Raw genomic sequence first — 25681 nt, forward strand, 5'->3', positions numbered from 1 at the left:
CGGCGGCATCGGTCGCCATACGCGGGAATCCACGACGATTCCCGGACGTTCCGCGGGCGAGATGTTCTGAAGGTTACGGGCGGATGAAAACCCTCCCATAACGCCGCCGTCGGCTGCTTCACGCGGAATAATGGCGGATATGAGGGATAAGATCATCGCGGCCGCCGTGGGGGTGGTCCTTGTCGTCATCATCGTGTTCGCCGGGGTCGGGGGATTCCTGGGATACCAGGCCATCCAACAGCTCAACGACAACATCCAGACCACGGCGTCGAACGTCAAGGACCTCGGCGAATCCGTCGAGGACCAGACCGACGAACAGAACGACCGCATCAACGATTCGCTCAGCGGCATCGACCTCGGACTGAAGATCAACGGCATTCCCACGCCGGTGAAGCTCAACGTCATCAACCCGCGCGTCAACGCCAGATCACTGGCCGTCGGCATCGACAACCGACTTTCCCTCGACGTCCCCGTCAACACCACCGTCACGGTCAACGGCCACCGGTACACCAAGCCGATGAGCCTGCGGTTCGACCGGCTTTCACGCGAGGTCAGCCACAACACCGTCATCAAGATCAGCCGGACGACGGGGGAGCAGCGCACGATCACCATCCCGTCCCTGCCCAGCGACTTCCCCAACCTCGAGGTGTCCGGCCAGAACTTCACCACGCCCAAGGGCGACTACTACGGCAACGTCGGCACCGGTGCGAACACGTACGTCTACCGCATGACCCCGGCCGGCAGCATCCTCTACTACCGTCGCGGACAGGACATCGACAACCTCAAGAAATACGTGTTCGACGGCAAGACCTACTACTCGTTCTTCGAGGCCGTGCCCGAATACAACCAGATCAAGAACTTCAGCCTGAAATTCGGCCAGATCGTACTGCTCGACGACCAGTACCGGCAGATCAACCGCATCCGACTGACCCCCACGAAGAAGCTGCCGCAGGGCGGCTACGCGGAGAACCACGACTACATCTTCCTCTCGCCCACGCACTACATCCTCATGGGGGAGGTGTATTCGCCCATCCGCGACGACAAGGGCAACACCAACGAGATGCGCTCCACCTACATCCAGGAACTTAATGGCGGCAAGGTCGGGTTCGAATGGCTCAGCAGCGAGCACCACGAGCTCGACGACAGCTACCAGGAGCTCATGGACAACAACGAGGACTACATGCACTCCAACAGCCTCGTCATCGACCCGAAGGACGACAACTTCATTCTTTCGGCGCGCAACCAGGACGCCGTCATGAAGATCAACCACCGCACCGGCGACATCATATGGACGCTCGGCGGCAAGAACGACCAGTTCGGATTGCCCAAGGACCAGCGGTTCTCACGCCAGCACTACGCCTACTTCGACAACGACCACAACCTGCTGCTGTTCGACAACGGCGTCGCCTCCGGGCATTCGACCATCAAGCGCTACACGCTGGACGAGAAGAACCACAAGGTCACCGCGTTCAGGAACTTCGACCTCGGCGACCACTTCTCCATGTACTGCGGCAGCGTGCAGCAGATCTCGCCCGACCGGTACTTCATCGGATGGGGCATGGCATCCAACAAGGTGCTCGCCACGCTCTACGACTTCAGGAACGACAAGGTGATCAGCGAGATCGTATCCTCGTCGTCGCAAAGCTACCGCACGCAGTATTTCGAATAGTCGGTGTTCCGAACAATCGCGAATAATCGGGAGCCTGGCGGCGAGGAAAGAAACGCTACTTGCGTTTTGCCGTCTTCTTCGGGGCCGCGGCCTTTGCGGACTTGGAATCCTTCGCCGGCTTGGCCGGGGGAGTGAAGAGCACGAAACGCTCCCGGCAGGAACGGCGAATCGGGGGTACGGAACCCAGTGCGAAGCCGATGAGGCCGCCGCCGATCACCGCCCACGATTCGGCGTCGCGACCGGCCACCATGAACACGAAGAACAGCAGGCAGAAGACGATGCCCAACGCGCGGGACACCTTCTGCTGCAACGGGTCCATGTCGAAGGTGCGACGGGGGAACAGCGCGAACGCGAAACCGATGACCGCACAGACGACTCCGATGACCGCGAGAAACACATACTGCATAAGGACCGATTCCTTTCGCCGTGGGCATAATTCGAGGGGGTGTGACGACACCGTGCATCGTCGCAACGGACCATGTTGCCAGCCTCACATGTTGCCGGACCATATATGTCGGCCAGACACACATGTTACCGGACACATTCTATCGTGGCATCAAGCCGCATCCGACCCATTTTATGGGCGATATGGGGAAATTCATGGAATTTGCAGGAAAAAATCCGGGGTTTCGGATATAACACTAAGTTGTACTTCAGTACCCCGGGTTTGTTACGAATTCCCGACGTGGTAACACAACCGTTACCGGTCGGCCGCGTCGTGGCAACGCCGGGCCCCGCGCCTCGCGCGGGGGCAACGCAAACGAAGAGAGGTACTCGTGCAGAGTAAAAAGATTCTCGCGGCGATCGCATCCATCACCGCGATCGCGTCGCTCGCGGCCTGCGGCGGCGTGAAGGACAACGGCGCGGCATCGGACGCCAACGCCATCACCATCGGCACCACCGACAAGATCGTCAGCCTCGATCCTGCCGGCCAGTACGACAACGGTTCCTTCGCGGTGATCATCAACGTGTTCCCGTTCCTGTTCTCCCAGAACTACAACGATTCCGAGATGAGCCCCGACATCGCCGCCGACAACGGCTCCTGGAACGCGGACGGCACCGAGTTCACCGTCAAGATCAAGCCCGGCCTCAAGTGGGCCAACGGCCACACGCTCGACTCCAAGGACGTCAAGTTCTCCTTCGACCGCGTGAAGAAGATCAACGACGAGAACGGCCCGAGCTCGCTGCTCGCCAACATCACCGACATCGAGACCCCGGACGCCACCACCGTGGTGTTCAAGGACTCCGTGAAGAACGACGTGACCCTCAAGCAGGTCCTCGGCTCCCCGGCCGGCCCGATCGTCGACGACGAGGTCTTCAGCCCCGACAAGCTGACCTCCGCCGACGACATCCTCAAGGCCAACGCCTTCGGCGGCCCGTACAAGCTCACCGCCTTCAAGCTCAACGAGGCCGTCAGCTACGCCAAGTACGACGGCTACAAGGGCCTGACCCCGGCCAAGAACAACGCCGTGCAGGTGAAGTACTTCGCCGACCCGTCCAACCTCAAGATGGCCATCGAGCAGGGCCAGGTCGACGTGGCCTACCGCACCCTGACCCCGACCGACATCTCCGACCTGAAGAAGAACAACAAGGTCAAGGTCGTCACCGGCCCCGGCGGTGAGGAACGCTTCATCACGTTCAACATGAACATCATGCCGTACGGCACCAAGCAGAAGGACGCCGACGCCAAGAAGGCCAAGGCCGTCCGTCAGGCCGCCGCCAACCTCATCGACCGCGAGGAGCTCGCCAACACCGTCTACAAGGGCACCTACACCCCGATGTACTCCTACATCCCGTCCGGCATCACCGGCCAGGTGAACACCTTCAAGGAGCAGTACGGCGACAACGGCAAGCCCAGCCTCGACAAGGCCAAGAAGGTCCTCGCCGACGCCGGCGTGAAGACCCCGGTCGAGCTCAAGCTCCAGTACAACGGCGAGCACTACGGCTCCAGCTCCGCCGACGAGTACGCCGCCATCAAGTCCCAGCTCGAGCAGGGCGGCCTGTTCAAGGTCGACCTGCAGCAGACCGAGTGGACGCAGTACCAGAAGGAGCGCGTCGTCACCGACTCCTCCGACGGCGCATACCCGGCCTACCAGCTCGGCTGGTACCCGGACTACTCCGACCCGGACAACTACCTGTCCCCGTTCTTCCGCGACGGTAACTTCGTGAACAACGGCTACTCGAACAAGAAGATCAACGACCTGATCGTCCAGCAGGCCGGCGAGCAGGACAAGGCCAAGCGTCTGGAGCTGCTCAAGCAGATCCAGGAGCTCGAGACCGAGGACATCTCCACCCTGCCGCTGCTGCAGGGCGCGCAGGTGGCGGTCACCGGCACGAACATCTCCGGCGTGACGCTGGACGCCTCGTTCCGCTTCCGCTACGCCTCGGTGACCAAGTCCTGAAGTTTCGCGAAACATTGAGGGACTAGTCTCAACCATAACTATGCGGGGGATGCCCGATACGTCTTGCACGCGTCGGGCATCCCCTTCAACCGTAAGGAATCCCGTTCCGCGGGGTTCATCGTCAACCAAGGAGAAAACGAGTGGCGTCGAAAGCCCACGCTCAGGCGGAGCAGCCGGTCAAGAAGACGGCTGACGCTTCTGAGAACAAACCGAAAAAGAACAGGATATCGGGCGGGTTCTTCCGATTCGTCATCGTCCGGTTCCTGCTGATCATCCCCACCATCTTCATTCTGGTCACGATCGTGTTCTTCGTGATGCGCGCGACCGGCGATCCCATCACCGCGGCTCTCGGCGGCCGCCTCACCCCGCAGGAGCTGCAGGCGAGAATACATGCGGCCGGATACGACAGGCCGCTCATCGTGCAGTACCTCGACTACCTCGGCGGCCTCCTGCACGGCGACCTCGGCACCACGCTCACCGACAACCAGCCGGTCGCCACCGTACTGACCCGCTACGGCGCCGCCACCTTCGAGCTGGCGTTCCTGGCGCTCATCATCGCGCTCATCGTGGGCATCGGGCTCGGCCGCATCGCCGCCCGCCGCCGCGACCAGGCCGTCGACGCCGGCATCCGCACCTTCGCCATCCTGTGCTACGCGACCCCGGTGTTCTTCCTCGGCCTGCTGCTCAAGCTCATCTTCTCCGTGTGGCTCAACTGGCTGCCCAGCTCCGGCCGCAGCTCGCTGACGTCCGAGATGCAGTTCTCGCGTCTCGTCTCGCCCACCGGCTTCTACATCATCGACGCGCTGCAGCTCGGCGACCCCGCCGTCCTGCTCGACGTGCTCCAGCACGCCATCCTGCCCTCGCTGGCCCTCGGCCTGCTGACCGCCGGCGTGTTCATCCGACTCGTGCGCACCAACGTGATCAGCACCTACACGTCCGGCTACGTGGAGGCGGCCCGCTCCCGCGGCGTCTCCGAGAAGCGCCTGCTGAGCAAGCACGCCTGGAAGCCGGCGCTCATCCCGATCATCACCGTCATGGGCATGCAGATTGCCCTCATGCTCGCCGGCGCCGTGCTCACCGAGACCACCTTCGAATGGAAGGGCCTCGGATTCATGCTGTCCACCTATCTGAAGGCGCGAGACTTCGTGGCGGTGCAGGGCATCGTCATCCTCATCGCGATCATCGTCTCCGTGGTGAACTTCATCGTGGACGTCGTCAGCGCCCTGATCGACCCGAGAGTGAGGTACTGACATGACCGCAGCGAATAGCACCCCCACCGTGCCCGGCGACGACCGACTCGCCGAGCTGCGCCAGAAGAACAAGCAGACGTTCTTCTCCAAGCTCCCCATCATCAAGCAGCTGCGCGTCGCCGTCGGCTGGCAGAAGGGCATGCTCATCACCGGCCTGGTGCTGTGCGCCTTCTTCCTGCTCGTCGCCATCTTCGCGCCGCTCATCGCCCCCTACGGGTACGCGCAGATCAAGGACGCCAACGGACAGGCGTTCCCCACGCAGCAGGCGCCGAGCGCCGAGCACATCTGGGGCACCACCGTCGGCGGCTTCGACGTGTTCAGCCGCACCGTCTGGGGCGCCCGCACCGCCGTCATCGCCATCGTCATCGCCGTGCTGTGCTCCATCTTCATCGGCGTGATCCTCGGTCTCGTCTCCGGCTACTTCGGCGGCTGGGTCGACCGCGTGCTCGTGGTCATCGCCGACGCCGTCTACTCCTTCCCGTCGCTGCTGCTGGCCATCCTCATGGCCATCATGATCTCCGGCGGCCAGTCCAGCCTCTGGGGCGGCATCTTCGCCTCCGGCCTGTCGATCACCGTGGTCTACATCCCGCAGTACTTCCGCACCATCCGCGCCGAGGTCATCCGCATGAAGGAGTCCGCGTTCATCGACTCCGCCCGCGTGATCGGCGCGCCCACCTGGCGCATCCTCACCAAGCACCTGCTGAAGAACTCCACGCGAACCTTGCCGGTCATCCTCACACTGAACTCCTCCGAGGCCATCCTCACGCTCGCGGGCCTAGGCTTCCTCGGATTCGGCATCGAGCCGACCGCCGCCGCCGAATGGGGCTACGACCTCAACCGCTCCGTCTCCGACGTGACCGCCGGCATCTGGTGGACCGCCGTGTTCCCCGGCGTGGCCATCGTGCTCATCGTGCTCGGCATCACGCTCGTCGGCGAATCGCTCAACGACCTCTCCGATCCGCGACTGCGCGCACGCAAGTCCGCGGGCGAGGTCATCGGCAGCATCGAGGACACCTCCGTCGACCCGTCCACGCAGAAGGACGCCGCCGAGGTCGTGTTCACCGACCGGTCCGCCGCCGCCAAGGCCGGGGAGCCGGCCGAAGGCAACGCCACCGCAAGCAAGGGGGATGAATCATGACCATCGCGCAGAACGCACCCGGCAAGGGCGTCGTCGCGGACGGCGACCTCGCCACCATCAAGGACCTCAGCGTCTCCTTCGTCACCGACGCCGGCCCCATCAAGGCCGTCGACAAAGTGAACCTCACCGTGCCGCGCAGGTCCATCGTCGGCATCGTGGGCGAATCCGGTTCCGGCAAGTCCGTCACCGCGCGCTCCATCCTCAAGCTCCTGCCCGAGACCGCCACCACCTCCGGCGCCATCTACCTCAAGAGCCGTGACCGCTCCAGCGAGATGGACGTGCTCTCGCTCTCCGGTGAGGACCTGCGCAAAATGCGCGGCGAGGAGGCGGCCATGGTGTTCCAGGAGCCGAACTCCGTGCTCAACCCGGTGTACACCATCGGCTGGCAGATCGCCGAGGGCCTGCGCGCCCACGGCATCACCGACAAGCACGAGCAGCGCGCCAAGTCCATCGACATCCTCAAGAAGGTGGGCATCCCCGACGCCGAGACCCGCATCGACTACTATCCGCACCAGTTCTCCGGCGGCCAGAAGCAGCGCATCGTCATCGCCATGGCGCTCGTGCTCAACGCCGGCCTGATTCTGGCCGACGAGCCGACCACCGCACTCGACGTGACCGTGCAGGCCGAGATCCTCGACCTGCTGCGCATGGCCCGCGACGAGTTCGACGCCTCCGTGCTCATCATCACCCACAACATGGGCGTGATCGCCGACGTGGCCGACAACGTCATCGTCATGTACCGCGGCCACGTGGTCGAGCAGGGCAGCGTGGAGCAGATCTTCTACTCCCCGCAGCACGCCTACACCAAGCGTCTGCTCGCCGCCGTGCCGCGCATCGGCCAGAAGCTCGTCGTGCGCGACGAGAACGGCGACATCGTGGAACGCAAGAAGGACTGGCGCACCCAGCCCATCGCCGTCAAGGCCAGGGGCCTGGAGATCACCTACCCCGGCCACCTCATGCAGCCCGACTTCAAGGCCGTCAAGGGCATCGACTTCGAGATCCACCGTTCCGAGGTGCTCGGCCTCGTGGGCGAGTCCGGTTCCGGCAAGTCCACCACCGGCCGCGCCATCGCCGGCCTGCAGCGCATCTCCGGCGGCTCGCTCAACGTGCTCGGCATGGAGATGAACGGATTCAAGGAGCGTGCGTTCAAGCCGAAGCGCGCCGACATCGGCTTCGTGTTCCAGGATCCGGGCAGTTCGTTCAACCCGCTGATGACCATCGCGCAGAACGTTGCCGAACCGCTGCTCGTGCACAAGAAGTACGATTCGCTCGCCGCCGCCCGCAAGTACGTGGAGGAGCTGCTCGAAATGGTGCAGCTGCCCAAGGCGTACATGGATCGCTTCCCGCACGAGCTCTCCGGCGGCCAGCGCCAGCGAGCATCCCTTGCCCGCGCCCTCGCCCTGAAGCCGTCCCTGCTCATCGCCGACGAGCCGACCTCCGCGCTTGACGTGTCGGTGCAGTCCAAGGTGCTTGAGCTGTTCAAGCGCCTGCAGGTCGAGATCGGCTTCGCCTGCCTGTTCATCACCCATGACCTCGCCGTCGTCGACATGCTCGCCGACCGCATCATGGTGATGCACCAGGGCGAGATCGTCGAACACGGTGAGGCCGACCAGATCCTCGGCAACCCGCGGAACCCGTACACGAAGAAGCTGCTCGCCTCGCTGCCGATCCCCGATCCGCGCGAACAGCAGAAGCATCGCGCCCACCTGCACGAGCTTCTCGCCGCGGAAGACAAGTAAGGACATCCGCAGTTATTCTGCGGCTGCCAATGACAGGACCCCGTCCATATCCATATGGGCGGGGTCCTGTCGGTTATGGAGGCATCCCCTCGTATGCGTGGGGCTCCTCCGGGGTTCCTAGGCGAATTGTCGCAGGAATTCCAAGGACGTCAGCCCCTGGTCGATGGCCGCATACGCCAGTCCGATAATGCCGGCCCGGGCCTCGTCATCGCAGGATTCGATATGCAATGATGTGGTCGCCAGCGGTTGCGCGCGGGCCCAGACGCGTTCGCGGATGCCGCTCATGAGCAGTTCTCCGCAATCCGAAAGCTCGCCGCCGACGATGATGTACGACGGATTGAGCAGGTTGACGCAGGTGGAGATCGCATCACCGATCAGTCGTCCCGCACGACGGACCAGCTGCACGGTTTCGATGTCGCCCTGTCTGGCGAGTCCGACCACATCCGCCAGCGTGTGCACGGGTTTGCCGGCATCCTGCAAGGACTGCAGTATGGCCCAGCCACCGGCCGACGCCTCCACGCAGCCGATGTTGCCGCATCGGCACGGGCGGTCCGCACCGACCTCCCCGAGCACGTGGATGTGACCGATGTCGCCGGCGGCGCCGCCCGAGCCGTGCATGATGACGCCGGAGGAGATGATGCCGGCTCCCAGACCCATGCCGGCATGCACGTACAGCAGGTCGCCGACCATGCGTTCTCCGTCGCCGGCCAGTTCATACGCCTTGCACAACGCACGGACGTTGGCGTCGTTCTCGACGAACGCGGGCACTTGGTAACGCCGGGAGAACAGGTCTCGCAGATTGTGGTTCTCCCAGTGGCGCATCACCGGCGCCTGGATGATGTTGCCGGTGGACGTCTCGACGCGTGTGGTCACCGCTATGGACACGGCGCACAGTCGCGTCGCATGGGGGGCGGCGCCGGACGCGTCCGCGCCTGGCGTATCCGAGGCGTCGTCGCCATCCGTATCGCCGTCGTCATCCGTATCGCCGTCGCTGTTGGTGTCGTCGGCAAGCATCCCGTCCGCGGTCGTATAGATCAGGCCGAGCGTTTCCTCCGGTCCGTTTTCGGCGCCGACCTCGATGGTTCGAATCGTGACCGGCCGTCCGGATAGGTCGCAAAGGGCGAGCGTGGTGACGGTGGTGGCGATGTCGACGGCGAGGATGACCGCGCACGAGGCGTCGAAGGCGAACCCCTGCGCCGGCCGTCCGCCGGTCGGACTCGGCATGGTCAGTGGGCGCACGATGCCGATGGAGACCAGCTCGTCGATGCGTTTGTTCACGGTGGGGCGCGCCCATCCGGTCGCGGCGCCGATCTCGCTGCGCGTCATCGCCCCGCGTGCGCGGAGCCGGGTGAGTAGCTCGAGGGTTCCGTCATTGAGAGTGGTGTTTTCCTCCGCTTTGGTCATAATTGCCAGCATACAACACAGCTGTTATAACAATATCTTCACAATTACTGGTATACTTTTGTATATCTCTATACAGAACAATGGTATAGTTATGTATCACAAGGAGGATGACGGATGGCGGTGAAGCATCCGTTCCCTCCGGACGGTTCCGTCGGCGACGGAACCCCGAGAAATCGACGCCATGACGACGACGAATGCCACATATTTCCATAGGAGGAACCGACGATGACTGTCCACATTGCGAATCTCGAAGAGGCTAAGGCCCGCGTCAAGGACTTGCTCGCGACCCACGAACGCGTGATCCTCGGCATCGTCGGCGCGCCCGGCGCCGGCAAGTCCACGCTCGCGCAGCTGCTGGCCGAGGCGTTCTCCGAAGGTGTTCCCGGCAGCGGGGACGCGCCGAAGGACCATTTCGCGGCATGGGTGCCGATGGACGGCTACCATCTGGCCGACGTCGAACTCAGGCGACTGAACCGTCTGCAGCGCAAGGGCGCGATCGACACGTTCGACGCGCGCGGCTATCGCTCGCTGCTGCGTCGCATCCACGAAGGCGAGGACGGCGTGATTTACGCCCCGATGTTCGAGCGCGACCTCGAACAGCCGCTCGCCGGCGCGATTCCGGTGTTCCCGTGGACCCGCTTCGTGGTCACCGAGGGCAACTACCTGCTGGACGAGGCCGACGCGTGGAAGGACGTGCGCGCCGCCATGACCGAAGTGTGGTACGTCGACGTCGACGACGACCTGCGCCGGGAGCGCCTCGTCGAACGGCATATCCGGTTCGGCAAGGAGCCGGAGCAGGCCCGCAAATGGGTCATGGAGGTCGATGAAGTCAACGCCCGACGCATCGCGGCCTGCCGCGACCGCGCCGATGCGACGGTCTCGCTGCCGCCGCTGGACCTGTGACCGGTCCGGAATCCCATCGGAACATCGATACGAAGGAGTACCGCAATGAGCAATGGAACCACCAAGACCGGCAACGCCGGATTCGCCGGAATCGCGCCGGTCATGCTGGCGTTCTTCGTCATGGGCTTCGTCGACCTGGTCGGCACGGCCATCAACTACGTCAAGGCCGAGTTCGCACTGACCGACGGCATCGCGAACCTGCTCACCACCATGGTGTTCTTCTGGTTCCTCATCTTCTCCGTCCCGACCGGCATCCTGATGAACAGGATCGGTCGTCGCAGGACCGTGCTGTGGTCCATCCTCGTCACGCTCGTGGCCATGGCCCTGCCGATCATCGCATACGTCGCATGTCCGGACGAATCGACCATTCGGTTGGCGTTGATCGTTGCGTCTTTCGCATTCCTCGGCATCGGCAACACCCTGATGCAGGTGTCGCTCAACCCGTTGCTGGCGGTATTCGTCAAAGGCGACAATCTCGCGTCCACACTGACCACGGGGCAGTTCGTCAAGGCCTTCGCATCCCTGTTCGCCCCGTATATCGCCGCATGGGGTGCCAGCCGTCTGGGCATGTGGTGGATCCTGTTCGTGATCTATCTGGTCGTCGGCATCGTCGGCTACGTCTGCCTTGCCCTCGACAGGATCGAGGAACCCGCCCCGGATGCCGGTTCGACCACTGTCGCACGCTGTTTCGGACTGTTGTTCTCCGATCGCGTCGTGCTCCTGTGCTTCCTCGGCATCGTCGCGCATGTGGGCGTCGACGTGGGCGTCAACGCCCAGGCGCCGCGCATTCTCATGGAGCATACGGACATCGCCCTGACCTTTGCCACCAATGCCACGATGGTGTACTTCATCGCGCGCATGATCGGCTGCTTCACCGGTGGCGTCGTGCTGAAAAGGGTGAGCAACAGGTTCGGTACGCGCGTCTGTGGCGTGATTGTGACCCTGGCGGCGGTGTGCTTCGCGATTTTCGCCCTGGTTCCGTCCGACCCGCCGCAGTGGCTGTTCTGGCTGGCCGTCGTACTCATCGGATTCGGCAACTCGAACGTGTTCTCGCTGTTTCTTTCCCATGCCCTCATGTATCGTCCGGAACGTCAGAACGAAATCTCCGGCCTTATGCTCATGGGCCTGATTGGCGGCGCGGTCTTCCCTCCGATCATGGGAGTCGCGTCCGACTGGGCGGGACAGTTCGGCGGTGTTCTCGTGCTGGCCGCGGGCTGCCTCTATATCCTTATCGTCGCCCTTGCCTATGGGGTTCTCGAAAAGGGAAGGTCCTGATCCGACCGACCCGATTCACGCGAACGGCAGAAGCTCGCGCCCACCTGCACGAGCTTCTCGCCGCGGAAGACAAGTAGTCTGTGTTCTGGTCGGCCTTCGTCGACCAGGCGACCTGCGGCATGACGCCAAGACCCCGTCCATCTGGGCGGGGTCTTTTTTTCTCGTTGTGCCAGACAGGTCGCCATCGTCTGTTATGCCAGGGCTAATCCAACCCTGTCAGGAAAGGACGTGACGATGACGACCGTGGACTCCGCGGACCACCGCTATGCCGAGCTTATGCGGGAAGTCACCGAATACGTCGTCGGATACTGGGAGGATGCCGCCGACGGTCATCCATACCATGCCATGCATCATCCCGGCCATACGGCTCGTGACATGGCCTCGGCGTATATGACCGAACGGTATGAGGACTGGTTGCGGGATGTGGAATGGACGGAGCCGGACCGTCTCGCCCGTTATGCGTCACTGGGCGAGGGCGACACTCCGGTCGAGGCGGCCATGGACGCGTTCGACCGGATGTTCGAGATTATCTGGCCTCATGCCGCAGGCGACAATCCGCTGTATCCGTAGGCGGAAGTCTTGGCCTGGGCCTTTCGAGTCCGATTCGGTCGGTATGCGTGCCCTTTGTATATTACGGGCAGGAAAACTGCGCAATACGGCGCCGTTTCCAGAGGGTCGTCGTGAAATCCCAATGCAACACCGGCGGCCGATAGTACTCTTTAGCCCCAAGATATATAGAGGGACAAGGAGGACGGAACCATATGAACGTCAGAAGAATCGGTGCGGTCGTCGCATCATTGGCCGCAATCGCCTCGCTCGCGGCCTGCGGCGGCGTCAAGAACGACGCCGCCTCGAGCGGCAACGCCATCACCATCGGCACCACCGACAAGATCGTCAGCCTCGATCCGGCCGCATCATACGACAACGGCTCCTACGCCGTGCAGATCCAGGTGTTCCCGTTCCTGTACGCCCAGGACTACGGCAGCTCCGAGATGAGCCCGGACATCGCCGCCGACAACGGCTCCTGGAGCAAGGACGGCACCGAATTCACCGTCAAGCTCAAGAGCGGCCTCAAGTTCGCGAACGGCCATGATCTGACCTCCTCCGATGTGAAGTTCTCCCTCGACCGCATCAAGAAGATCAACGACGAGAACGGCCCGAGCTCGCTGCTCGCCAACATCTCGTCCGTCGAGACGCCCGACGCCACGACCGTCGTCATCAAGGACTCCGTGAAGAACGACGTGACCCTCAAGCAGGTGCTCGGCTCCCCGGCCGGCCCGATCGTCGACGAGCAGGTCTTCTCCGCCGACAAGGTCACCGACGCCGACACCATCGTCAAGGGCGACGCCTTCGCCGGTCCGTACAAGCTCACCTCGTTCAAGCTCAACGAGGCGCTGAGCTACGCCAAGAACGACAGCTACAAGGGACTGACGCCCGCGAAGAACGACGCCGTGCAGGTGAAGTACTTCGCCGACGCCTCGAACCTCAAAATGGCCATCCAGCAGGGCCAGGTGGACATCGCCTACCGCCAGCTGACCCCGACCGACATCTCCGACCTCAAGAACGACAAGAACGTGAAGGTCGTCAACGGCCCCGGCGGCGAGGAACGCTTCATCACCTTCAACATGAAGATCCAGCCGTACGGCACCGCGCAGAAGGACGCCGACGCCAACAAGGCCAAGGCCGTCCGTCAGGCCGCCGCCAACCTCGTGGACCGCGAGGCGTTGGCCAACGACGTGTACAAGGGCACCTACACCCCGCTCTACTCGTTCATCCCCGACGGACTCTCCGGCCATGACGACACGCTCAAGGCCGCATACGGCGAGGGTGGCAAGCCCAGCGTGGAGAAGGCCAAGAAGGTCCTCGCCGACGCCGGCGTGAAGACCCCGGTCGAGCTCAAGCTCCAGTACAACGCCGAACACTACGGCGCGTCCTCGGCAGACGAATACTCCGCCATCAAGTCGCAGCTGGAGAACGGCGGCCTGTTCAAGGTCGACCTGCAGCAGACCGAATGGACGCAGTACCAGAAGGAGCGTGTCGTCACCGAAAGCTCCGACGGCGCCTACCCCGCCTACCAGCTCGGATGGTTCCCCGACTATTCGGACCCCGACAACTACCTCTCGCCGTTCTTCCGCGACGGCAACTTCGTGAACAACGGCTACGCGAACAAGAAGGTCAACGACCTCATCGTGCAGCAGGCCGGCGAGCAGGACAAGACGAAGCGCGAGGCCATCCTCAAGCAGATCCAGGAGCTCGAGACCCAGGACCTGTCGACCATCCCGCTGCTGCAGGGCGCGCAGGTGGCCGTCACGAGGACGAACATCTCCGGCGTGACGCTGGACGCCTCGTTCCGCTTCCGCTACGCCTCGGTGACCAAGTCCTGATACGCTGACCACCCAGCGGACGCGACATATACTGCGCGGCCGCTTCCCCCAAGGCCCGCTTTCCATTACGGAGAGCGGGCCTTGTCGTGTTCGCCACGTCCTGCGTCCCGCGCTCTAAGTTTTTCCTATAGCAAAGCATGGCCGGGCCCCGGACGGAGGAACCATAATGATGACTTGGCCGCGGCCACGCGCACGTATGCCGGGAACGCCGGCATCGGCGGCCGACGGTCATGGAGGGGGAACATGCATACTTGCGTCATACGTCGCATCGCGGCGATGGTCGTCGCCGCGATGATGCTGGCGCTCGCGGCCTGCGGGGGAGTGCGGCCGGACGGTGCGGCGACGACGGGCGGCGACGTCATCACCATCGGCACGACCGACAAGGTCAACATGCTCGACCCGGCGGGCACGTATGAGATGGGGTCGTTCGCCGTGTTCGTGCAGATATACCCGTTCCTGTATTCGCAGCGTTACGGCAGCGCCGAAATGAGTCCCGACATCGCCGCCGACGACGGCAGCTGGAGCAAGGACGGCACCGAATTCACCGTCAAGCTCAAGCCCGGCCTCACCTTCGCGAACGGCCACGATCTGACATCATCCGACGTGAAGTTCTCGTTCGACCGCATGAGAAGAATCAACAGCGCGAACGGGCCGCTGCCGCTGCTGGCGAACATCGAATCGGTCGAGGCCCCCGATCCCACGACCGTGGTGTTCAAGGACGCCGTACGGAACGATGTGACCCTCAAGCAGGTGCTCGGCTCACCGGCAGGTCCGATCGTCGACGAGCAGTCGTTCGACGCCGGCCGTCTCACCCAGGACACGGCCATCGTCGGCGCCGACGCCTTCGCCGGCCCATACCGGCTCACCGCCTTCAAACTCAACGATTCCGCCACCTATGAGCGGAACGCCGCCTACCGCGGGCTCACCCCGGCGCGCAACGGCGTCGTGCAGGTGAAATACTTCGCCGATTCGGCCAATCTCAAACTCGCCGTGCAGCAGCGGCAGGTCGACGTGGCCTACCGGACGCTCACCCCCACCGACATCGAGGATCTGCGCCACGACGGCAACGTCAGGGTCGTCACCGGGCCGGGCGGCGAGGAACGGTACCTCGTCTTCAACATGCGGATCATGCCATACGGCGCGGCGCGGCCCGACGCCGACCCGGCCAAGGCGCTGGCCGTGCGTAAGGCGATGGCCGACCTCGTGGACCGTCCCGCACTGGCCCGCAACGTGTACAAGAACACCGTAGAACCGTTGTACTCGTTCATTCCGAACGGGCTCGCCGGCCACGCCGACACGCTCAAGGCCGCATACGGCGACGGCATGGGAGGGCCGAGCCCCGACAAGGCCAGAAGGACGCTGCACGAGGCGGGTGTGACGACCCCGGTCCGCCTCGACATCCAATACAACACCGACCACTACGGTCCGGCATCCGCCGACGAATACGCCGCCATCAAAACCCAATTGGAGGACGGCGGCCTCTTCACGGTGAACCTGCAGCAGACCGAATGGACGCAATACACCAAGGACCGCGTGGTCACCCGGACGTCGGACGGACTCTACCCCATCTACCAGCTCGGATGGCTGCCCGACTATTCCGACCCGGACAACTATCTTTCGCCGTTCTTCCGTGACGACAACTATCCCAGCAACGGATACCATAACGACCGCGTCAACGAACTGCTCGTCAGGCAGGCGGGGGAGCAGGACCGCCGCCGCGCCGACCTGCTCGAACAGGTCCAGCGGCTGGAGACCGGGGACCTGTCCACGCTGCCGCTGCTGCAGGGCTCGCAGGTCGCCGTAACCGGACGGAACGTGCATGGCGTGACATTGGACGCGTCGTTCCGCTTCCGCTACGCTTCGATCACGAAATCATGACGCCGCATCGGCGGCACGAAGGCAATACCGGACGAATGACATCAGATACCACGAGGGAGATGCCGATGAACGGCCGCAAACGCAACGGTCGGTGGGCATCGCGCAGGTGCGGCCGCGCCGCCCGCCGCCATGACGTGTTCTCGGCCGTCGTCGCAATCATCGTCGCCACGACCATGCTGGCGCTCGCGGCCTGCGGAGGAGTGAGGCCGGGCGGCGTGGCGGCGGGCGATGGCACCATCACCATCGGCACCACCGACAAGGTCTCGGCCATCGACCCGGCCGGATCATACGACATCGGATCGTCCGCCGTGAAAATCCAGATATATCCGTTCCTCTACGCGCAGGACTACGGCGAAACCGGCATGGGCCGCGACCTCGCCGCCGACGACGGCAGCTGGAACGACGACGGGACGCGCTTCACCGTCCGCATCAAACCCGGTCTCAAGTGGGCGAACGGGCATGTGCTCGACGCGCATGACGTGAAGTTCTCCCTCGACCGCATGAAAACCATCGACGATCCCAACGGTCCGGCATCACTGCTCGCCAACATCACCGACGTCTCCGCGCCGAACGCCACGACCATCGTCGTCACCGACCGGCTGCCTTACGACGTCACGTTGCGGCAGGTGCTCGGCTCGCCGGCGGCCGCTATCGTCGACGACGAGGTCTTCCCCGCGAAACGCCTCGCCGACGACCAGGGCATCATCGCCGCGAACGCGTTCGGAGGCCCCTACTCCCTGACGTCCATGAAACGCGACGAGCTGCTCGAATACCGGCGTAACCCGAACTATCGGGGACTGACGCCGGCGAAGAACGACATCGTCCAGGTACGGTACTTCGCCGACTCGTCGAATCTCAAGCTCGCCGTGCAGCAGGGCCAGGTCGACGTCGCCTACCGTTCCATGACACCCACCGACGTCAACAATCTGCGGAAGCGCAAGGGGCTCCGGGTCATCACCGGCGCGGCCGGTTCGCAACGGTATCTGACGTTCAACCTGCGCACCCAGCCATACGGAAGCAGACGGCCCAACGCCGACGCCAAGAAGGCGCTCGCCGTACGACGGGCCGTCGCCGACCTCATCGACCGCAAGGCGTTGAGCCGCAACGTGTATTTCGGAACATACCAACCCACATATTCATTCCTGCCCGAGGAATATCTCGGCCATGAGAACACGTTCGCCACGGCATACGGCGACGGCAGGGAAGGGGCGAGCCTCGCGGCCGCACGTCGTGTGCTCGCCGAAGCCGGGGTGCCGACGCCGGTGACGTTGCGCATCCAATACAACACCGACCACTATGGGCAGAGCTCCACGGAGGAGTATGCGGCCATCAAGGCCCAGCTGGAGGACGGCGGCCTGTTCCGCGTGGACGTGCGCTCGACCGAATGGACGCAATACAACAAGGAGCGTGTGGTCTCGGAGAGTTCCGACGGCGCCTACCCGGCCTACCAGCTCGGCTGGGGGCCGGACTTCCCCGACCCGGACGACTATCTTTCGCCGCTGCTGCGCGACGTCGGCCTCGGCAACTACCTCGGCAACGGATACCGCAACGACCTCGTGAACACGCTGATCGCACGGCAGCAGTCGGAACGCAACGAGGACCGACGCGCCGAACTGTTGAAACAGGTGCAGCGACAGGCCACGGCCGACGTGCCGGCCATACCGCTGCTCGACGTGCCGCAGATCGCCGTCGTGCGCGGCGACGTGACGGGCGTGGTGCTCGATTCGTCGCTGCGGTTCCGCTACGCGGGCGTGACCAAGGGGTAAGGCGGCGGCCGTTGGTTGTCGGGACCGTGGATGTGGCGGCTAACATACGGGCGGTTGCTGTCGTTCTCCGCGATTCATGGTGCGTTTTGGTCGTTTCCCGTTCCAAAAACGACCAAAACGCACCGTAAACCGCCGGTCCGGCTTCCCTGGTCCGTTATTCGCTGTCGACTCCGCTACTCGGAGGCGCGTTCGTATACGCCGAAGTCGGATTTGCCGGTGCCCTTGTTGACGATGGTCCAGTTTTCGAACGTCGACCGGTTGTTCAAGTACTTGTAGGCTTCGGGAGTATCGATTTTTTCGCCGGCCTTGTTGCCTCCCAACGCGACGTCGACGAATGTGCCCTTTGGATAGGCGACGAATTTGCCGCATGTCTCAAATCCAATCGACTTGCGGTCGCCGTCGCCGTCCGCCGTGAACGATTTCGCGTCGCATTGCAGTGTATAGGTGCCGTCGCTGTTCTCGGTAGCGGATGTGAACCGGCCTTTGAACGAGGTGGCAATCTCCTCGGGCTTGGACGTGTCCCTGTATTTGCCGTTGTTAAGCGTCCGTGCCTGACCGGTGAAGGAGCCGTCGGATTTCACTGTCATGGATTCCGTGAATTTGCCGTCCGCGCCGGGCCGATACGTGTATTTTCCGGCCAGTGTGGTGAACGCCTGATTGAACACGGCCTTGGTGTCGGTCGTACCGTCAGTTCTGTTCGGGGTGACGGTCAGCGGCTGCAGCGCGTCCCAGTCGAGGACGCCGCCATCCTCGACCAGATAGTAGACGTTCTTCGTGTTGGGGGCCTGCTTGAATGCGGTCCTGCCGCTGCCTGGCGCATACGGGTCGGGTTTGAGCGTCATACCGTCATCGGCATAGGCCTTGACCGTCTGGTAGGCGGAGTTGTCGCGGCGAATGAGATATGGACGATTGGCGTCGGGCCGGTAGTCCGACGCTCCGGCGAAATATCCGCTCGCCTTGAGTTTCGCGAGATTCGCGCCGACCGGCATGACGACGAAGAACTCCTTCGGCTTGTAGACAAGTTCCTTGGTGGCATCCTTGGAATTGTAGTTGTCTATGTTGGCAGGACCGGATACGATTTGCCCGTTAGTGCAATACACAGGGGAGTCGAATGGGAAAATCTGGGTGCCGCAGTTGGGAAGCCCGTTGCCGGAGTATAGTTCCATGGCACCGGTATCGCCATTGATCAGGAAGTCGTCCAGATAGCCGCGTGATTCTCTGGAACGAGGTATGCAACTGGTTTCGGCTTGCACATACGTACATAATGACAGGCCGTTTTCAAAATGCATGACGCCATCGGGATCATCGGGAATCTTCCATTCTCCGGACTTCAGCTGTTCATCGGTGACGAGCGTGGACTCCCATCCGCTGGTGCCGTCCGGAGTCAATGTGACGCAGTCGCTGCCATCCGTGCAGTAGGTTCCGGCCAGACCTCTTACGTTGGTTATCGCGGTGCCGTCATCTCCGTCATCGTAGTCAATGTGTTCCCCGACAACGTTGATTCCTTGGCTGGCATCCGCGCCATAGTACAGCGTCGTTCTTCTGCCCATGGGACGGTAAACCCCGGGCTTTGGGTCGGAGTCGACGATTTTGCCAAGATATCGTTTTGACGAGAATTTCGGCTTCAGTGTCACTAGATATCCTGCGGATTCCAGCGACTTCTTCGCGGTGTTCTTGTCCAGTCCGATGATGTCATAGGGGACGTCGGCCTGGCCGTCCGACGCCACGGCCACGTTGATGCCGGTCTTGGTGTCGGCGACGGGGGAGCCGTCGGCCGGGAACGTGGTGACGACCGTGCCGGCGGGGTATCGTTTGATGTCATCTACCGGCATCTGCCGGAACGTGACCGGCACGTTCATGGCGCGCAGTTCGGCGGCCACGTCGGCGGCCTTGCGTCCGACCGTGCCTTTGGGGACGCCCGGTCCCATGGATTCGTTGACGGTGACGGTTTGTCCGGCGGCGATCTTGTCTCCGGCCTTGGCGTTCTGGTATCCGGCGAATTCCCCGGATCGTTTACCGGAATAGACCTTGTTGACCTTGGTTTTGATGCCTTGGCTGTGCAGTTGGTCGGCCACGATGTTCGCGGTGAGTTTTTTGCCGGATTCGGATTGCAGTTCGGCGGCCGCTGGCAGGGTGCGGTGCCCCCACATTCCCGCATGATGGGTGAACGCCAGTCCGCCTCCCGTGATGACGAGTACGAGCGCGACGACGGCCGCGAGGATGGGAATGAGCCTGACGTGACGTGGCTTTGCCGTGGTTGAAGGGCCGTCGAGTGCGTTCGCCGATGCCGGAATCGGTGTCTGGGGCTGCGGACGTGCGCCGGTGATGGGATCGGGGGCGACGCGGCCCATGCGCGGAAGGGGAATCGGCGGCAGGGTTCGATTGGTGGATGGCGTGGGCTCCGAACCGAGTGGATGACCGCAGTTTTCGCAGTATCGTTCGTCCGGCGTTGTCTTCGCGCCGCAGTTTTCGCAGAACATGACGTCTTCCTCCCCGTATCCACATCAAGACTACCGCCTGCCATCCTGGATTTGTGGGTCCGTCATGTTCATGAGTTCATAAAGGGGTTTGTGGGTCTAAGACATACATGGGGACGCCGGAAACCGGTTCCTCGCGTATATCGCAGACCCACAAAACCATGGGATGAACGGATGGGGCTACGAGTAAGTTTTTTGATTTGACAAATTTCGTTTAATGGTTTTACTATATAACCGTTAAGTAAACCGCAGTGCAAAGGAGCAGACATGGGACTGTGGAACGTTGACAAAATCGAGTACATCGGACGCAAGGGCGGCACTCCCGAGACCCTCGGCTTCCGTTACTATGATGCCGACAAGGTCGTCGCAGGCAAGAAGATGAAGGACTGGCTGCGCTTCGGCGTCGCCTGGTGGCACACGTTCAACCAGGAGCTGGTCGATCCGTTCGGCACCGGCACCGCGCAGCGTCCGTACTACAAGTACACCGACCCGATGGACCAGGCCCTCGCCAAGGTCGACTACGCCTTCGAGCTGTTCACCAAGCTCGGCGTCGAGTACTTCTGCTTCCACGACCGCGACATCGCCCCCGAAGGCGATACCCTGCGCGAGACCAACGCGAACCTCGACAAGGTCGTCGACAAGATCGAGGCGAACATGAAGGACACCGGCGTCAAGCTGCTGTGGAACACCTGCTCGCTGTTCACCAACCCGCGCTACTTCGCTGGCGGCGCCACCACTCCGTTCGCCGACATCTACGCCTACGCCGGCGGCCAGCTGAAGAAGAGCCTCGAGATCGGCAAGCGCCTCGGTGCCGAGAACTACGTGTTCTGGGGTGGCCGCGAAGGCTATGAGAGCCTGTGGAACACGCAGATGAAGCGCGAACAGGACCACATCGCCGAGTTCTACCGCATGGGCCACGAGTACGCCAAGGAAATCGGCATGAATGCCCAGTTCCTCATCGAGCCGAAGCCGAAGGAGCCGACGCTCCACCAGTACGACTTCGACGCCGCAACCACGGTCGCCTTCCTGAAGACCTACGGTCTCGACGACATCTTCAAGCTGAACCTCGAAGGCAACCACGCCAACCTCGCCGGCCACACCTACCAGCATGAGGTGCGTTACGCCCGCGAGAACGGGTTCCTCGGATCCCTCGACGCCAACCAGGGCGACAAGCTCATCGGCTGGGACATGGACGAGTTCCCGTCCGACCTGTACGACGCCGTCGCCGTGATGTGGGAGGTGCTCGCCGCCGGAGGCATCGGCCCGCACGGTGGCCTGAACTTCGATTCCAAGCCTCGCCGTTCCTCCTTCGAGGCCGAGGATCTGTTCCGCTCCCACATCGTGGGCATGGACACCTTTGCCGCCGGCCTGCTGGTCGCGGCAAAGATGCACGAGGACGGCTACATCGAGAACGTGCAGGCCAAGCGCTACGAGTCCTTCGACTCCGGCATCGGCAAGAGCATCGAGGAAGGCAACGAGACCCTCGCCTCGCTGGAAAGCTACGCCCTCGACAAGACCCAGGCCGAGCTCATCGGCGCCGAGCGCTCCGACCAGCTTGAGGTCGTCAAGGCCTCCATCAACAACTACATCGTCGACGCGCTCGCCGAAGCGTGATTGACTGACGTAGCGTAATCAGGGGTATCCCGAGTCTATCGGGATGCCCCTTTTGCTTGCTTCCCATTCGTTTCGTTGACTCCGGTGGAGACCAGCGGAGAGAACAGGCATGGAGAAAGCCCCTGAATAATCCATGAAGGAGGTTCAGGGGCTTTGCGGTAAGTCGTTTCCGCCGGTGGAGGAGGAGCCGGCGGAAACGATCGCGTTATGCCAGGCGGATGCGGTTCGTGCCGGGCTTCAGGTTCGCGAACGGTCCGGGTATGGGTGCCTCGCCGCGTGCCTCGCCGTTGATGTCATGATCTACGACGATGGGGGAGCCGTCCGGGTTCTCGTAGGCTTCGCCGACGATGCGCGGTGCTCCGAGCAATGCCGTGTCGACGATCTGCGTCTCGACGTCCAGGCCTTCCTTGCCCAATGTGATCTCGCACCACAGGGCCCCGTCGTCGTCGGTGTAGACGCGCGCCGTCGGGTCATCCGGCGAGACGTAGGCGTGCTCCTCGCGGTCGAACGGCTGTGTGCCATTGAGATACGCGTTGCCGTCCACGTACATGGCCTCCGGGATCGTCTCGAAGATTTCGAGGTCGCCGATGCCCTGGGCGTGGACCCGCGTGGTGAACTCCTCGTGGCTGGTGGGGGCGCCATCGTAGACGCTGGTGTCCTTGGCGTCGTTGCCGGGTAGGATTTTCGATGCGGCGAAGATGTTCTGGTAGAAGCGCTCGTCGTTGCCGTAGACGCACACCGTGCCGAGCACCTGCGTGCTGTGCGGCAGGTGGTATGGCGTGAAGCGGTTGCGTACGTCGCGCTTCCTGGCCGAGCCGAGGAAGAGGTTGTGCACGAACGCGGAGCCCCATGCCATGTTGTCGAAGTTGTACGGCGATGCGAACACGTTGTTGTCGAACAGGCACGGTCCATGCGTGACTTCGATCATGAAGTCGCGTACGTTCGCGTAGTACACGTTCGAGGAGACGCGCGTGCCTTGCGCCTGCCAGTCGAGCCAGGTGCCCAGCGTGCAGTCGTGGATGCGGTTGTTCCTCAGCTGCACGTCGATGGCCGCGTGCAGCTTCACGCCGGCGATCTCATGGCCGAAGTACTCGTATTTGGTGCCGATGTTGTAGATCTCGTTGTTCTCGATGACGGAGAACACGCAGCCGAGATGGCCGACCACACCGTTCTGCCCGCAATCGTAGATGGTGTTGTTGCGTACGATGTGCGAGCCGACGTGTTCCTTGTCCCATCCGATGTGGCGGGCTCGGAACACCGTTTCCAGCTGACATTGGTAGCCGGGCTTGAGGTCCCAGCGGAAGGCCTCGTTGTCTCCGGTGGAGTATTCCTTGCCGAGGCTGATCGCACTGCACTTTGCGTCGTGGATCGTGTTGTCTTCGATGATCCAGCCCTTGCTCCAGTGCGGGCCGATCAGGCCCGGCTGGTCGCCGGTCGGCGGGGCCCAGGGGCATGCCGCCTGCGCCATCTCGAAGCCGCGTACGGTGATGTAGTCGATGCCGGTGTGCTGTGGGTAGAAGCATTCCTTGCGGACGTTGATCTCCACGGTTTCGCGGTTCGGGTCGAACTCATGGAAGTTTGCCCAGATGTCGGTGTGGTCGTCGGTGACCTTCGCGTACCACTGGAAGATGGTTTCGTCGGCGCGGGGAATGGTGAGCGGAATCTCCATCCAGTCCGGTCCGGGACCGGTTTCGCGGCGTTCGGCAGCGATGACAGCGTCGAGGTCAGGGGCCTCATAGAATGATTTGCCGTTCAGATAGACGTCGCCAAGGCTCGGCTTCCATGTGGACGGCTGCTCCAGCCAATCGCCTTCCAGTGGGGTGTCGTATGGGTTGAAATCGCCGAACAGGGAGTTGGGTACCACGACATGCCAGACCGTGCCTTCGGTGTTCTCCCATCCGCTGACGATTTCGGAGCCTTTGATGATTGCGTGCTCGCCTTCGGCGACCGTGTAGGTGATGCGCGCGTCGTTCCGGAATCCGCCCCTCTTGGGATTGACGTTCTCTCGGTATACGCCGTCGTGGACGATGACCGTGTCGTATGGGCGCGCGATGTCCGCAGCCTGCTGAATCGTGGCGAACGGCGCCTGCGCGGTGCCGTCCTGCACCGGTCCGCCCGCGTTGGCGGACACGTGCAATTCTCTGCCTCGTTGCAGTGAATGAGTCATGGTGACCTCTTTCATGGTTCAGCGAATACCGCTGATTATATGATTATTTATATTAATTTATTTAGATTAATGAACGAATTAAATAAAAGAGACAAGTATCTATATTTGTTGAAATATCAACCTTCTTTCGATTAGATGAATTGAGTTAAATAGCTAAGATTTGCACTTAGTAGTTACTTAGTATATACTAAAAATCGTCGTCACGAAGACGGCTGTCAATAAAAACCATGGATTCGGTTGGACCACCATGGATCAATGAGCGACTCAGTGAGGAGTGTTCATATGAAATCGGTAGTAAAGGCATTGGCGGTAACCGCCTCGTTGGCCATGCTCATTCCGTTGGGTGCCTGTGGCTCCACCCCCGGAGGATCTTCATCGTCGGGCAGCGACGCCACCTTGTGGGTGTTCAACGACAACAACACCAAGCCCGTCCGCGACGCCATCGAGCAGTGGAACAAAGACAACCCCGACAAGAAGATCTCGTCCGAGACCTTCGCCAACGACGCCTACAAGGAGAAGATTCGTACGGCGATTGGCTCCGGCAACGCGCCGACGATGATCATGAGCTGGGGCGGGGCCTCGCTGAAGGATTACGCCGACCAGGGCTCCATCGTCGACCTGACCGGCGACCTCAAGGACACCGTCGACAAGACGGTTCTCGATTCCGTGGCCGAAGGCGGCTACGTGGACGGCAAACTGTACGGCACCTCGTTCAACGGCGTACAGCCGGCCTTGCTGTTCTTCAACAAGAAGGTCCTCAAGGAAGCAGGCGTTTCCAAGGAGCCGCAGACATGGGATGAGCTCCTGACCGCAGTCAACAAGGTCAAGGCTACGGGCAAGACCCCAATCACCCTCGCCGGCGGCAGCAAGTGGCCGTACCTGATGTGGGCCGCATACCTGGTGGACCGCATCGGCGGGCCCGAGGTCTTCCAGAAGATCGAGAACGGCGACAAGGACGCATGGAGCGATCCCGCGGTCCTGGAGGCCATGACCAAGATCCAGGACCTCGTCAAGGCCGGAGCCTTCGACAACACCTACCAGTCCCTCACCGCCGATGACCGCAAGGACGTGGCCCTGCTGGTGAATGACACCTCGGCCATGGAGATGCAGGGATCTTGGGCCTACCCGGACTTCGTGGCGCTCAACAAGGACTTCGCCGATAACAACCTGTCCTTCGCCGCATTCCCCACCGTGGCCGGAGGCAAGGGCGACGCCAAGGATCTGACAGGCAACCTCTCCAACTACTTCTCCATCTCCTCCAAGGCGAGTGAGACCCAGCAGAAGAACGCCATCGACTTCCTGAAGAACAACACCTACTCCGACACCATGGTCTCGTCCATGCTCGAGACCGGATCCGTGCCTCCCGTGAAGAACGCCGCGGACAAGGTGAAGAAGGCCGACACCAAGTCCGGCTTCTACTCCTACATCTACGAGGCCGCCTCCGAAGCCCCCTCCTACCAGCTGTCCTGGGACCAGGCCCTGCCTTCCGATCAGGCCGAGGCCGTGCTCAACAATCTCGAACAGGTCTTCCTGCTCCAGATCACCCCGCAGCAGTTTGTGGACAACATGAACAAGACCCTCAAGTGATATGAGGCTTGACCACTTGAAGGCGTAA

General features: G+C 62.4%; 17 protein-coding genes. 13 read left to right on the top strand and 4 right to left on the bottom strand.

Annotation, left to right across the window (positions count from 1 at the left end; translation table 11 throughout):
- The first annotated feature begins 139 nt into the window (after positions 1 to 139).
- The gene (locus KIH77_RS00685) at positions 140 to 1669 is read left to right on the top strand and encodes an aryl-sulfate sulfotransferase (RefSeq protein ID WP_219099165.1); all 1530 of its coding nucleotides are present in this window, start codon (positions 140 to 142) and stop codon (positions 1667 to 1669) included.
- Positions 1670 to 1724: 55 nt separating this feature from the next.
- Here the strand turns inward: KIH77_RS00685 and KIH77_RS00690 are convergent, their stop codons facing one another.
- Positions 1725 to 2075: a hypothetical protein gene (locus tag KIH77_RS00690; protein ID WP_219099166.1), complete on the bottom strand. Its 351-nt coding sequence runs from the start codon at positions 2073 to 2075 to the stop codon at positions 1725 to 1727.
- A 370-nt stretch (positions 2076 to 2445) separates the two neighbouring features.
- Here KIH77_RS00690 and KIH77_RS00695 point away from each other — a divergent pair, with 370 nt between their 5' ends.
- The 4 genes from KIH77_RS00695 (at position 2446) to KIH77_RS00710 (ending at position 8198) form a co-directional block, all read left to right on the top strand.
- Positions 2446 to 4071, top strand: a complete 1626-nt coding sequence (locus KIH77_RS00695; protein ID WP_219099167.1) for an ABC transporter substrate-binding protein — start codon at positions 2446 to 2448, stop codon at positions 4069 to 4071.
- 224 nt (positions 4072 to 4295) lie between these two features.
- Positions 4296 to 5321, top strand: coding sequence for an ABC transporter permease (locus tag KIH77_RS00700; RefSeq protein WP_308283121.1), 1026 nt, complete (start codon positions 4296 to 4298; stop codon positions 5319 to 5321).
- 1 nt (position 5322) lies between these two features.
- Positions 5323 to 6459 carry an ABC transporter permease gene (locus tag KIH77_RS00705; RefSeq protein WP_219099169.1) on the top strand — a complete coding sequence of 379 codons (1137 nt, stop codon included), beginning with the start codon at positions 5323 to 5325 and terminating at the stop codon, positions 6457 to 6459.
- Positions 6456 to 8198, top strand: coding sequence for a dipeptide ABC transporter ATP-binding protein (locus KIH77_RS00710; protein WP_219099170.1), 1743 nt, complete (start codon positions 6456 to 6458; stop codon positions 8196 to 8198). Before KIH77_RS00705 ends, KIH77_RS00710 begins: the two co-directional genes overlap by 4 nt.
- Positions 8199 to 8315: 117 nt before the next feature.
- Here the strand turns inward: KIH77_RS00710 and KIH77_RS00715 are convergent, their stop codons facing one another.
- The gene (locus KIH77_RS00715; RefSeq protein ID WP_219099171.1) at positions 8316 to 9602 is read right to left on the bottom strand and encodes an ROK family transcriptional regulator; all 1287 of its coding nucleotides are present in this window, start codon (positions 9600 to 9602) and stop codon (positions 8316 to 8318) included.
- 225 nt (positions 9603 to 9827) lie between these two features.
- On the opposite strand from KIH77_RS00715, the gene KIH77_RS00720 reads away from it, so the two are divergent.
- The 6 genes from KIH77_RS00720 to KIH77_RS00745 all read left to right on the top strand — a co-directional run bounded on the left by KIH77_RS00720 (position 9828) and on the right by KIH77_RS00745 (position 17808).
- Positions 9828 to 10505: a nucleoside/nucleotide kinase family protein gene (locus KIH77_RS00720; RefSeq protein ID WP_219099172.1), complete on the top strand. Its 678-nt coding sequence runs from the start codon at positions 9828 to 9830 to the stop codon at positions 10503 to 10505.
- Positions 10506 to 10550: 45 nt separating this feature from the next.
- Positions 10551 to 11780, top strand: coding sequence for an MFS transporter (locus tag KIH77_RS00725; RefSeq protein ID WP_219099173.1), 1230 nt, complete (start codon positions 10551 to 10553; stop codon positions 11778 to 11780).
- 234 nt (positions 11781 to 12014) lie between these two features.
- Positions 12015 to 12350 carry a hypothetical protein gene (locus KIH77_RS00730; RefSeq protein ID WP_219099174.1) on the top strand — a complete coding sequence of 112 codons (336 nt, stop codon included), beginning with the start codon at positions 12015 to 12017 and terminating at the stop codon, positions 12348 to 12350.
- 191 nt (positions 12351 to 12541) lie between these two features.
- Positions 12542 to 14164: an ABC transporter substrate-binding protein gene (locus KIH77_RS00735; protein ID WP_219099175.1), complete on the top strand. Its 1623-nt coding sequence runs from the start codon at positions 12542 to 12544 to the stop codon at positions 14162 to 14164.
- A 243-nt stretch (positions 14165 to 14407) separates the two neighbouring features.
- Positions 14408 to 16042: an ABC transporter substrate-binding protein gene (locus tag KIH77_RS00740; protein WP_219099176.1), complete on the top strand. Its 1635-nt coding sequence runs from the start codon at positions 14408 to 14410 to the stop codon at positions 16040 to 16042.
- 173 nt (positions 16043 to 16215) lie between these two features.
- Positions 16216 to 17808 (top strand): ABC transporter substrate-binding protein, encoded by a 1593-nt coding sequence (locus KIH77_RS00745; protein ID WP_236024378.1) that lies wholly within the window; start codon positions 16216 to 16218, stop codon positions 17806 to 17808.
- Between the two features lie 173 nt (positions 17809 to 17981).
- Here the strand turns inward: KIH77_RS00745 and KIH77_RS00750 are convergent, their stop codons facing one another.
- Positions 17982 to 20288 carry a zinc-ribbon domain-containing protein gene (locus tag KIH77_RS00750; protein ID WP_219099177.1) on the bottom strand — a complete coding sequence of 769 codons (2307 nt, stop codon included), beginning with the start codon at positions 20286 to 20288 and terminating at the stop codon, positions 17982 to 17984.
- Between the two features lie 264 nt (positions 20289 to 20552).
- On the opposite strand from KIH77_RS00750, the gene xylA reads away from it, so the two are divergent.
- A complete protein-coding gene (xylA, locus tag KIH77_RS00755; protein WP_219099178.1) occupies positions 20553 to 21899 on the top strand; it encodes a xylose isomerase in 1347 nt (448 codons plus the stop codon).
- A gap of 205 nt (positions 21900 to 22104) precedes the next feature.
- Here xylA and KIH77_RS00760 read toward each other — a convergent pair whose 3' ends face one another.
- On the bottom strand, positions 22105 to 24066 hold the full coding sequence (locus KIH77_RS00760; protein WP_219099179.1) for a right-handed parallel beta-helix repeat-containing protein: 1962 nt from the start codon (positions 24064 to 24066) through the stop codon (positions 22105 to 22107).
- A 282-nt stretch (positions 24067 to 24348) separates the two neighbouring features.
- Here KIH77_RS00760 and KIH77_RS00765 point away from each other — a divergent pair, with 282 nt between their 5' ends.
- Positions 24349 to 25653 (top strand): extracellular solute-binding protein, encoded by a 1305-nt coding sequence (locus tag KIH77_RS00765; RefSeq protein ID WP_219099180.1) that lies wholly within the window; start codon positions 24349 to 24351, stop codon positions 25651 to 25653.
- The last annotated feature ends 28 nt before the right edge of the window (positions 25654 to 25681 follow it).

The sequence above is a fragment of the Bifidobacterium pluvialisilvae genome (assembly GCF_019331695.1).
GTDB lineage: Bacteria > Actinomycetota > Actinomycetes > Actinomycetales > Bifidobacteriaceae > Galliscardovia > Galliscardovia pluvialisilvae.

Excerpts from the sequence above, each read along its gene's own strand:
- KIH77_RS00685 (WP_219099165.1), top strand. The coding sequence starts at position 140 with ATGAGGGATAAGATCATCGCGGCCGCCGTGGGGGTGGTCCTTGTCGTC.
- KIH77_RS00690 (WP_219099166.1), bottom strand. The coding sequence starts at position 2,075 with ATGCAGTATGTGTTTCTCGCGGTCATCGGAGTCGTCTGTGCGGTCATC.
- KIH77_RS00705 (WP_219099169.1), top strand. The coding sequence starts at position 5,323 with ATGACCGCAGCGAATAGCACCCCCACCGTGCCCGGCGACGACCGACTC.
- KIH77_RS00710 (WP_219099170.1), top strand. The coding sequence starts at position 6,456 with ATGACCATCGCGCAGAACGCACCCGGCAAGGGCGTCGTCGCGGACGGC.
- KIH77_RS00715 (WP_219099171.1), bottom strand. The coding sequence starts at position 9,602 with ATGACCAAAGCGGAGGAAAACACCACTCTCAATGACGGAACCCTCGAG.
- KIH77_RS00720 (WP_219099172.1), top strand. The coding sequence starts at position 9,828 with ATGACTGTCCACATTGCGAATCTCGAAGAGGCTAAGGCCCGCGTCAAG.
- KIH77_RS00725 (WP_219099173.1), top strand. The coding sequence starts at position 10,551 with ATGAGCAATGGAACCACCAAGACCGGCAACGCCGGATTCGCCGGAATC.
- KIH77_RS00730 (WP_219099174.1), top strand. The coding sequence starts at position 12,015 with ATGACGACCGTGGACTCCGCGGACCACCGCTATGCCGAGCTTATGCGG.
- KIH77_RS00735 (WP_219099175.1), top strand. The coding sequence starts at position 12,542 with ATGAACGTCAGAAGAATCGGTGCGGTCGTCGCATCATTGGCCGCAATC.
- KIH77_RS00740 (WP_219099176.1), top strand. The coding sequence starts at position 14,408 with ATGCATACTTGCGTCATACGTCGCATCGCGGCGATGGTCGTCGCCGCG.
- KIH77_RS00745 (WP_236024378.1), top strand. The coding sequence starts at position 16,216 with ATGCTGGCGCTCGCGGCCTGCGGAGGAGTGAGGCCGGGCGGCGTGGCG.
- KIH77_RS00750 (WP_219099177.1), bottom strand. The coding sequence starts at position 20,288 with ATGTTCTGCGAAAACTGCGGCGCGAAGACAACGCCGGACGAACGATAC.
- xylA (WP_219099178.1), top strand. The coding sequence starts at position 20,553 with ATGGGACTGTGGAACGTTGACAAAATCGAGTACATCGGACGCAAGGGC.
- KIH77_RS00760 (WP_219099179.1), bottom strand. The coding sequence starts at position 24,066 with ATGACTCATTCACTGCAACGAGGCAGAGAATTGCACGTGTCCGCCAAC.
- KIH77_RS00765 (WP_219099180.1), top strand. The coding sequence starts at position 24,349 with ATGAAATCGGTAGTAAAGGCATTGGCGGTAACCGCCTCGTTGGCCATG.